7 protein-coding genes and 1 pseudogene are annotated in these 8,227 nt (G+C 42.4%); 6 read left to right on the top strand and 2 right to left on the bottom strand.

Translation table 11 applies throughout. The annotated features are described in order from the left end of the window. Positions 1-212: pseudogene (locus tag AC0QKW_RS08070) on the bottom strand (hypothetical protein); the annotation flags it as partial. 70 nt (positions 213-282) lie between these two features. After that, the gene (locus tag AC0QKW_RS08065) at positions 283-834 is read right to left on the bottom strand and encodes a hypothetical protein (protein ID WP_473150547.1); all 552 of its coding nucleotides are present in this window, start codon (positions 832-834) and stop codon (positions 283-285) included. Between the two features lie 665 nt (positions 835-1,499). Between AC0QKW_RS08065 and AC0QKW_RS08060 the strand changes: the two genes are divergently transcribed. The 6 genes from AC0QKW_RS08060 to AC0QKW_RS08035 all read left to right on the top strand — a co-directional run bounded on the left by AC0QKW_RS08060 (position 1,500) and on the right by AC0QKW_RS08035 (position 8,226). Next, positions 1,500-2,276: a ParA family protein gene (locus AC0QKW_RS08060; protein WP_473150546.1), complete on the top strand. Its 777-nt coding sequence runs from the start codon at positions 1,500-1,502 to the stop codon at positions 2,274-2,276. After that, positions 2,269-2,712, top strand: coding sequence for a carboxysome distribution maintenance protein McdB (locus AC0QKW_RS08055; RefSeq protein WP_473150545.1), 444 nt, complete (start codon positions 2,269-2,271; stop codon positions 2,710-2,712). Before AC0QKW_RS08060 ends, AC0QKW_RS08055 begins: the two co-directional genes overlap by 8 nt. Before the next feature lie 472 nt (positions 2,713-3,184). Then, positions 3,185-5,203: an AAA family ATPase gene (locus AC0QKW_RS08050; RefSeq protein WP_473150544.1), complete on the top strand. Its 2,019-nt coding sequence runs from the start codon at positions 3,185-3,187 to the stop codon at positions 5,201-5,203. 17 nt (positions 5,204-5,220) lie between these two features. After that, on the top strand, positions 5,221-5,832 hold the full coding sequence (locus AC0QKW_RS08045; RefSeq protein WP_473150543.1) for a hypothetical protein: 612 nt from the start codon (positions 5,221-5,223) through the stop codon (positions 5,830-5,832). A 34-nt stretch (positions 5,833-5,866) separates the two neighbouring features. Next, complete coding sequence (locus AC0QKW_RS08040) at positions 5,867-6,943, top strand: hypothetical protein (protein ID WP_473150542.1); 1,077 nt, start codon at positions 5,867-5,869, stop codon at positions 6,941-6,943. After that, positions 6,931-8,226 carry a hypothetical protein gene (locus AC0QKW_RS08035; RefSeq protein WP_473150541.1) on the top strand — a complete coding sequence of 432 codons (1,296 nt, stop codon included), beginning with the start codon at positions 6,931-6,933 and terminating at the stop codon, positions 8,224-8,226. Before AC0QKW_RS08040 ends, AC0QKW_RS08035 begins: the two co-directional genes overlap by 13 nt. The last annotated feature ends 1 nt before the right edge of the window (position 8,227 follow it).

The raw sequence follows: 8,227 nt of genomic DNA, 5'->3' as shown, positions 1-8,227 counted from the left end.
TTCCAGCTCTGCCCCCCGGTGAGAATCCACCAGGTAGACATGCCCCAGGCGGCAATGAATCCAATCGAAATCCAGCTGAGGCTGAACCCTCGGCCCAACAGATAGGAGACACCCGTGATACAGAACCAGGGAATGATCTGGTCTGCCGGGATGGGGCCTAACCGGGGTTGCGCTCCCAGGATGGTGTTAACGGGACGAAATCTAGATGCCATAAGCAGTCCAGCAGTGCTGAAAGGACGGTGTAGAGCTGCACCCTCGATCTGAATGGCCGCATAGCGACAACTAGCCAGTGATGAGCGTCGTCAGCACATCGCCAGCGGTGACGGCAATGATGATAATTAACGGTGTGCGGGCAATAGTTTGCCAATCCTCGTCATTGCGAGCACTGTTGATTACTCGCACTAGAGAGATGCCGACGTAGAGCAAAAACAGGCCCCGCAGTACGTTGAAGACCAGAGGAATGGCGTCGCCAGCAGCGGTGCCAAAGTTGGTCGTCATCCAGGTTTCAGCTCCGCCGAAGAATTGGGCTTGGGCAGGATAGGCCAGTAGGGTGATTAGCCAGAGCAGCCCTAAACCCAGGAGCCGTGCAGCCTTTAGCTTGAAACCCTGCGCTTTAGAAGCCCGCCTAGATAGGGAACGGGAGGGTGTTATGTCCTGCCTACAGGCAAGTCCTGTAAACCCTGCCACGGCCAGCACTGTCAGCAAGGCAGGGCCATGGATGAGGACATCTAGAGCAAGGCCCAGGAACGCTACGGCGAGTAGCGGCAGGTCTGGAAGAGGATTCATCCGGCCCACCAGACGTTCCATCAACGGAAAAACGTAGAGAGTTTTCATGGCTCAAATGAATTGAGTCTGACTGATGATTTAAGTCTCCTGAAATCAGTCAGGTGATATGACTCGCGTGCTCACCAATGAGTGAAGTAGTTCACTCGAATTGCGTAAAGTTTTGATCAATATAGCAATATTTTTCAGCGGTGGGGAAATGAGAAACTAAATCGTGGATTCAGGCTTAGATAGCTCGAATCCATGCCTAAAGCCTATATAAGACAGCCAATATCGTGCCTGATCCTGTAATCTTGCGTGATGTTAATCAAGCTATTGACCGGTCTATGTAGATCTTCAAAGTAGGAATATTTTTTATACTGAGGCCATACATAACTCCTATCATTTGAAAGTTTTACTGCCAACTATCAACGCGATTAGCGACACGCAACAACTCTATGGTTGCAGTCGAAATTGATCTATAAAAAATTGCCAAAAGCGACGTAAGTTGATCTTCTTCGGTTCCCTTGCACCGCAGGTATTTTCAGCCCAATAATTATGCTTCAACTAACAAAATGACATGACAACTGATTTACAGACACAAAAACAAGCGTATTGACGTCAATACGTCTTGATGTCTCTAGAATCACAGTCTCAAAGGCGGCAGGGGCTTGGGTGAGGCGAGCCTTGTAGAGGTGATCAGGAGCTGGGCGTTATACGAGGGGTGAAACACAGCTATGAAGACGGTAAGTTGTTTGTCGCTCTCTGGGGGGCAGGGAAAAACGTCGGTCTCGCTGCTGCTGGGTCGGCTCCTGGCGCAGCAGGGACAGAAGGTGCTGATGGTGGATGCCGATCCGCAGGCGAATTTGACCTTTTATCTAGGCCATGACGTTCAGGCGAGTGAACCCACCCTGCTGGAGGTGCTGAAGGGCCAGGTGGAAACAGCCGATGGGATCTATCCGCTGGCAGCGGCCAATCTGTTTTTGATCCCAGCTGATGAGGGGCTGCACAAGGCCCAGGAATACTTGGCCACTATTGGGATGGGGGCTTTAGCCTTGCGCCACAGCCTAGAAGCCGTGGAGGAGCTGTTTGACGTTTGCATTATCGACTCGCCGCCCCAGCGCACCCAGATTTGTTTGTCGGTAATGGGGGCCTCTGACTGGGTGCTGATTCCCGCAGAAGCATCGACTAAGGGCGTGAATTCACTACTGCGCAGCCTAGAACTGCTGGAGGAAATGGGGCGCATACGGGCATTTAAGGGCCAGGTGCTGGGGGTGCTGCCGTTTCGCGACAAATGGTTTGGTAGGTCTCAGGCGACGGATAGCCGAGAGGCCATAGCGGCCATGCAGCAGGTGGCAGGCTCAATCCCGGTGCTGCCGTCAATTGTGGAGAGTGAGCGCTACAAGCAAGCGATTCGGCAGGGGCAGCGGCTGTCAGAGATTGGGTATTCGGAGCTGGAATATCCGCTGCATAGGGTGGTTGAGGCGTTAGAACAGGGGCAAGGGAATGGCTGAGGATGCGCTGGAACGGTTGATGCAGCGGCAGCGCCCGAGTGTACCGCCCCGAGCCGATGGGTTGGGGGCAGAGTTACCTGTGAAGTCTCCTCAACAGGTGACAGTTGAGGGCAATGGGTCGGGATATAGTGACTCTAGCGAGTCTACGGGTGTTGACGTCAGTATGTCTGTTAGCCAAGATGATGAGGCGGAGTTGCCGCAGCTAGTGCGGACGACGACCCGGCTGGAAGAAGAGATTGATAAGGCCCTGCGCCACCTCTGTATGGATGAGAAGATCACCAAGGAGGTGTGGTTTGAGGCGGCGTACCTTTACCTGGCGGAGCACCCGAAGGCGATGCAGGCAGTGAATAGGGTGGCGAAGGAGCGCTACGAGCGGCGAAAGCGGGCAGCGGATTTGAGGAAGTTGGAGACGATGCAGAAGCGCTTGAGGGGATAGACGATTATGTCGGAGCTTGCTAAGCGAACGAATTGGGGTCAACGAGGAGTGATTATTTTAGAGCTCAGGATTGTGATTACCCCGGAGCAGGGGGAGGTGTTTAGCCTGCTGAGGCACGATCGGCAAGTAGACTAAAGACTCCAAAGCATCGGAACTTTAGGATTCGGGGTTTTGGAGTCTCTGAACATTCAACTGTAGACAACAGACAAAATTTAGCTATGTGAATATAATGAACCATATGCAAAAATGCTTGTTACTGTCTCATCTTAGCTAACGCCTTCTTTGAGAAACTGTTGGTTCAAGTAGCGTTAATACCTCTTTCCCTTTTGAATCAAGCTTCAAAGATAGAGTTTTACAATACAAGAAGGTATAGCTCAGTATGGCTCAACAAATTATGAGTGCAACATAAGGCACAAAAAATAGTTTTACGTGGCAGGCATTGAATAGAAAAAACTTTGTGATTTTGTAGATTATGTCATCAAGAAAGATTAGATTCCCAAAAGTTGAAAACGTCAAGATAAATTCTGTATCTCTATATAACCTAAAACAATTTATAGATGTTTCAATCCCACCGGGTGTTTTCTGCTTGGCAGGGGCTAATGGTTTGGGGAAATCGACTTTTCTTGCAACCTTAAATTATGGCTTAACTGGAATTATTGCTGATCCAAACAAAAAGTTCGTCTCTATGGATGGATTTTACAAGGATCATCTAAAATACTCTTCTCATTTTTTTGATGGAAGAATTCTAGAGAAAGATAGAGATGCTGCGGAGATAAAAATTGAGTTTTCTATTGGTGAAACACGATACAAAATATCAAGAGGAATTTTCGAGCCTCTTGAGCTCCGGGAGTTTCAAGTTTTTCATGCAAAGGAACTTAGCGAGGACAGTGAGCAAGAAATTCCAAATTTAAGCAGTTCGTCTAGAAACTTGCACGAAGAGTATAAAAAACGCATTCCCGAAGACATGAATTTATCTTCTTTCGAAGAATTCGTCTTTTTACAGCACTTCATACTAACTTTCGATGAAAGAAGACATCTTCTTTTTTATGACAAGAAAGTTTTAGAACGAGTTCTTTACTTAGCCTTTGGCCTTGAGTCAAGTACATTGTCATCCGTTGACCGACTACGAAAAGATGCTGACAAACTGGACTCAAGAGCACGGAATGCGAAATGGCAAGCAAGTAAGCTTCGCGATATGATTAAGGAGCTTGAAAATAAGCGAGAGAACCTTCAGCAAGAAGAAAACGATCAAACAGAAGGGAAAGATTATGAAACTCTTTATGAAGAGTATGAGCATCTACAAACTGAGTATGAGGAAGTGGAGAAGTCTAGATTAAACCATAAAACAATTTTGCAAGACGTTCAGGTTGGTTTGGCCGAACTGTTTGCAGAACAAGCGTCTTTGCGATCAACTTACAGACAAATATTTAATGAACATATAAGTGTTGGAAGAAATATTCTTGGACACCCAGTAATTACTGAAACTCTCAGGGCACAAGCCTGTTCTATTTGTGGCGCTGAAGGTGAAGCAGTTGTTGAGCGTATTCAGCACAAAATAAATGTTGAATCCTGCTGTCCTCTTTGTTCTAGCCCAATACAAAAAGAATCTTCGCAGGCTGACGGTAGCTTTGAGAGACTAGTTGAAATAGACTTGAAAATTGAGAAAGCATCTAAAAAAATCGAAGATGCACTAGTTACGCAAGAAAGAGTCCAGGGCGAGTTAAATCAAATTGAAGCAATTTCAAGATCCTTAGAAGGAAGAATATCTAAATTTGAAGATGAAAATCAAGAAGCAATGCGTGAATCTTTTATTCGTTTGGATACTTCTGATTCATCCGAAGATAATCTTGATCGTATTCTTTCATCTTATAGAGAGTCTATGCAAAAGTTTGATATTGATGTCCAAAGCTATCGTAAGGAGAGAGATTCAGCATATAAGGAACTTAGGAAACACCAAAAAGATTTGGAGAGAAAATACGCTGAAGCTGAAGATAAGTTCGTTCCTTTGTTTAAAGACTGCGCAACGAGCTTTTTGGGTTTAGATATGATGATTAATCTTAATTCTATTGGCAACCAAGGAATTGCCCTTTCTCTAAAAGTAGAAGGCGCAACACGTAAGGAAGAAAATGAGTTGAGCGAAAGTCAACGGTTTTTTATTGATATAGCTCTTAGGATGGCAATTGCAGAATATGTCTCCGATGAAGGTGCAAAAGCGACTCTCTTTATAGACACCCCTGAAGGATCATTAGATATTGCCTATGAGAGTAGAGCAGGAGAAATGTTCGCCCTGTTTGCGGAGAAAGGACTTCATATCATAATGACAGCTAATATAAATTCCTCTCAGCTTCTTAAAAGATTAGCTAAAAGATGTGGCAGAGAAAATATGGAATTATACAGAATGACCTCCTGGAGAGAACTATCTGATGTTCAAAGAGATGAAGAAGAGTTGTTCGAAAATGCATTCAAAGAAATTTCTAGCGAATTAGTCTAAGAGATTGGCGTATAAGAATGATCAACCCTTATGCTTTTTTCGATTGTTTAGCAACAGGGAAATATCTTCAACATCAACTTGGAGATGTTAACAGAACAGAAATCCACATGTTTGCTTACCTAAGTTGTTTGTTGTGCTTATATCAGGGTAATCCTGTATCAATGTGGAATTATCAATTTGCCACAACACATTATGGTAGTCCTTTTAGTTCTGAACTCGAAGATTCTATTGACTTTGCTAAAAGCGCTGGCTTTTTATCAGCTAGCGATAAACAACAGGAGGAACCTGACTATCTTCAGATCTCAAAGTTAGGGATGCGTGAGTTCAACAAGCTAAAAGAATTAAGATCGAATTTACTTAGGCATAAGTGTATTGATGCTGCTTGTGCTACATTACTTTCAGTTCCTATTGGTTCAATACGAACATCACTAAATCAAGAACCCCACTTAAAAAGCGCATTAAGACTTCAAGACAGCAGAATGTTGTTGCAGGATCAAGGGCCACATCTTGAATCCCTATACGAGCAATTTAAAGTTATTAGCCAATCTATTGGAATTGATCCTGAAAACTTAGTTATACCAAGCGTTATTTGGCTCACATTTCTCTTTCAGCTTTTCCAAAAAGATTAAGTTATTTTAGTGAGATAGGATATAAGTCAGTACAATGCCACTTTCTGAGGATGATAGAAGTTTATTACATCGGGTTATTGAAGAAAGTTATGCAAAGTTATTTCAGGATATTTTTGAGGAAGAAGCGCAACATTACTTTAAGTTAGTATGCAATTCAATTCGTAAGATTTATTCATATATAGAACCAGGGATTACGTCAAAACAAATTGTTATTTTTAAGCTTATCAACAAGGAGCTTGATGGTTCTGTTCTTGGAGAGCCTAGTAGCATAAGCAACTTTAGACATTTGCCTACCTCTAGAAACGTACAATCATTGGTAATTCAAATACTTGGCGATGACGGATATGACAATGTTAATGAAAGCTCTCTATTTTGGTGCCTAAACTCATTTGATCCGTCATTATTATCACAAAACGCAATTGTTTATGAGTTCAAAGATGGTGTTGAATGCTTTATGGGGAAGGGGCAGAAAAAACCCTTACATACAAATGGGCAAAGTATTTTTTCAATACCTACCTTTAGTGCGCTAGAGACTGCTCTTTTGGATTATAGAGACAAAATGGTTAAAGGATCAACATGTTTCATTTTACAGGAAATATGGCACGATCCAAACCGGCTCTTTTTATGGAATGGGAAAGAGTATATTATTAGGCGTTCTTTGAAGCAATACCTTTCTTCAAGCCTTCGAGGTGATGTTCTAGTCAAAGAGGAGTATATTGTAGATGAAACTCATCCAGTTGATATCCAAGTTACTTGGCGAAACTGTAATAGATCAGCTTTGATTGAGATTAAATGGTTAGGAAAGTCAAAAAATAGTGATGGTAAGATTACTCAGAATTTTACTGCTTCCCGAGCCGTCAGCGGTGCAAAGCAGTTAGCTAATTATTTGGAGTCTAATTTGACCTATACTCCTACAAATATTACTCGGGGCTATTTAGTGATCCTAGATGCGCGAAGGGCAAAACTTACTTATGAAACCCGTGAGCTTAGTAGACAGGACGGATTTAAGTACGAAAATTCTGAGATAGAATTTAAAATCGCTTTTCATGAAACTCGTCAAGATTTTTCAAAACCAATTCGAATGTTTGCAGAACCAAAATGTTTGAGCTAGTAGATTTTTCCTTTAATGACTCATTAAAGGATCAAGACTTTTCAAATGCAAAGCATTCAGCCACCTTGCCTAGGCATCGTTGGTATCCTATAAAAGAGGCTTTTTCTCCACAATTTGTCAAGAAAGTTATATCTGATGAATCTCAAGAGAGAAGGATTGAGTTTGTTTTTGATCCATTCTGCGGAAGTGGCACAGTACCTTTATGTGCCTCATTTTCTCGAACCTCTTCTTTAGGATTTGAAGTCAATCCTTTTTTGGCTTTCATTGCTCATGCAAAATCTGTTTCTTGTACACAACAAGAGCTACTTGAATTCGCGAGGGATTTAGTTAATGCCGCAAGAGTTGGATCTGATTCTCCATTGCTTGAATTCTCCACTTTTACTGAGTACAGCGGCTTAAAGAAATGGCTCTTTAATAGCGAAGTTATTCGTTCTTTTGAAGGTGCATATTCGTTTTGTGACAAACTACCCGAACATATTTCTCTAATTTATAGACTCATTCTTATTTATGCTGCCATGCAGAATTGTAATGCTCGCAGAGATGGGAAGTGTTTAAGGTATAGAAAAGATTGGAAGACAAAAGGCTTTAATTCTTTCACTTTTATTGATTCAATCAAATCTCATCTCAGCTTGATCATTCACGACCTGGGTTTACAGAAAAGCCATTCTGACTTGGATATTCAACCAAGGATTATAGAAGGTGATTGCAGAAAATTAATATCAAAGGTTGTAGGCCATATTGACCTTTGTATTACTTCGCCACCCTACTTAAATTCATTTGATTATTCTGATGTTTATAGACCTGAGCTTTTTTTGGGCAAATTTGTATCCAACAACGACGAGTTGATGAAAATTAGGCTCAAAACTCTTCGATCACATGTTCAAGCTAGCTGGGAGCAACCTTCTAGAAATGACTTTGGACAAAATTATGACTCTTGTTTTGAACGAATCAACTCTTTGCAAAAAGATTTATGGGATGCCAGGATACCTTCGATGATTCAAGCATATTTCGAAGATATGCTTAATTTGCTGATGGATCTTCGATGTATCTCTTCCTTTGATACTAAAGTATGGATTGTTGTTTCTACCTCTGCATATGTAGGGGTAGAGATTCCTGTGGATTTAATTATCGCTGAAATTGCTTCTAGAACAGGTTGGACAGTATGTGAGATATATAAGTTAAGACAGTTAAGAGCTGCTAGTCATCATTTTTCAACTTTAGAGAAAGAAATGATCAGTGCTCATCCATTACGAGAAAGTGCTGTGGTTTTGAAAGCAGCTTAGC

It is taken from the genome of Pseudanabaena sp. PCC 9330 (genome assembly GCF_055795045.1).
The sequence above is the reverse complement of the archived record's forward strand: the minus strand, read 5'-3'. Positions and strand labels throughout refer to the sequence as shown.

Excerpts from the sequence above, each read along its gene's own strand:
- AC0QKW_RS08050 (WP_473150544.1), top strand. The coding sequence starts at position 3,185 with ATGTCATCAAGAAAGATTAGATTCCCAAAAGTTGAAAACGTCAAGATA.
- AC0QKW_RS08060 (WP_473150546.1), top strand. The coding sequence starts at position 1,500 with ATGAAGACGGTAAGTTGTTTGTCGCTCTCTGGGGGGCAGGGAAAAACG.
- AC0QKW_RS08040 (WP_473150542.1), top strand. The coding sequence starts at position 5,867 with ATGCCACTTTCTGAGGATGATAGAAGTTTATTACATCGGGTTATTGAA.
- AC0QKW_RS08045 (WP_473150543.1), top strand. The coding sequence starts at position 5,221 with ATGATCAACCCTTATGCTTTTTTCGATTGTTTAGCAACAGGGAAATAT.
- AC0QKW_RS08065 (WP_473150547.1), bottom strand. The coding sequence starts at position 834 with ATGAAAACTCTCTACGTTTTTCCGTTGATGGAACGTCTGGTGGGCCGG.
- AC0QKW_RS08055 (WP_473150545.1), top strand. The coding sequence starts at position 2,269 with ATGGCTGAGGATGCGCTGGAACGGTTGATGCAGCGGCAGCGCCCGAGT.
- AC0QKW_RS08035 (WP_473150541.1), top strand. The coding sequence starts at position 6,931 with ATGTTTGAGCTAGTAGATTTTTCCTTTAATGACTCATTAAAGGATCAA.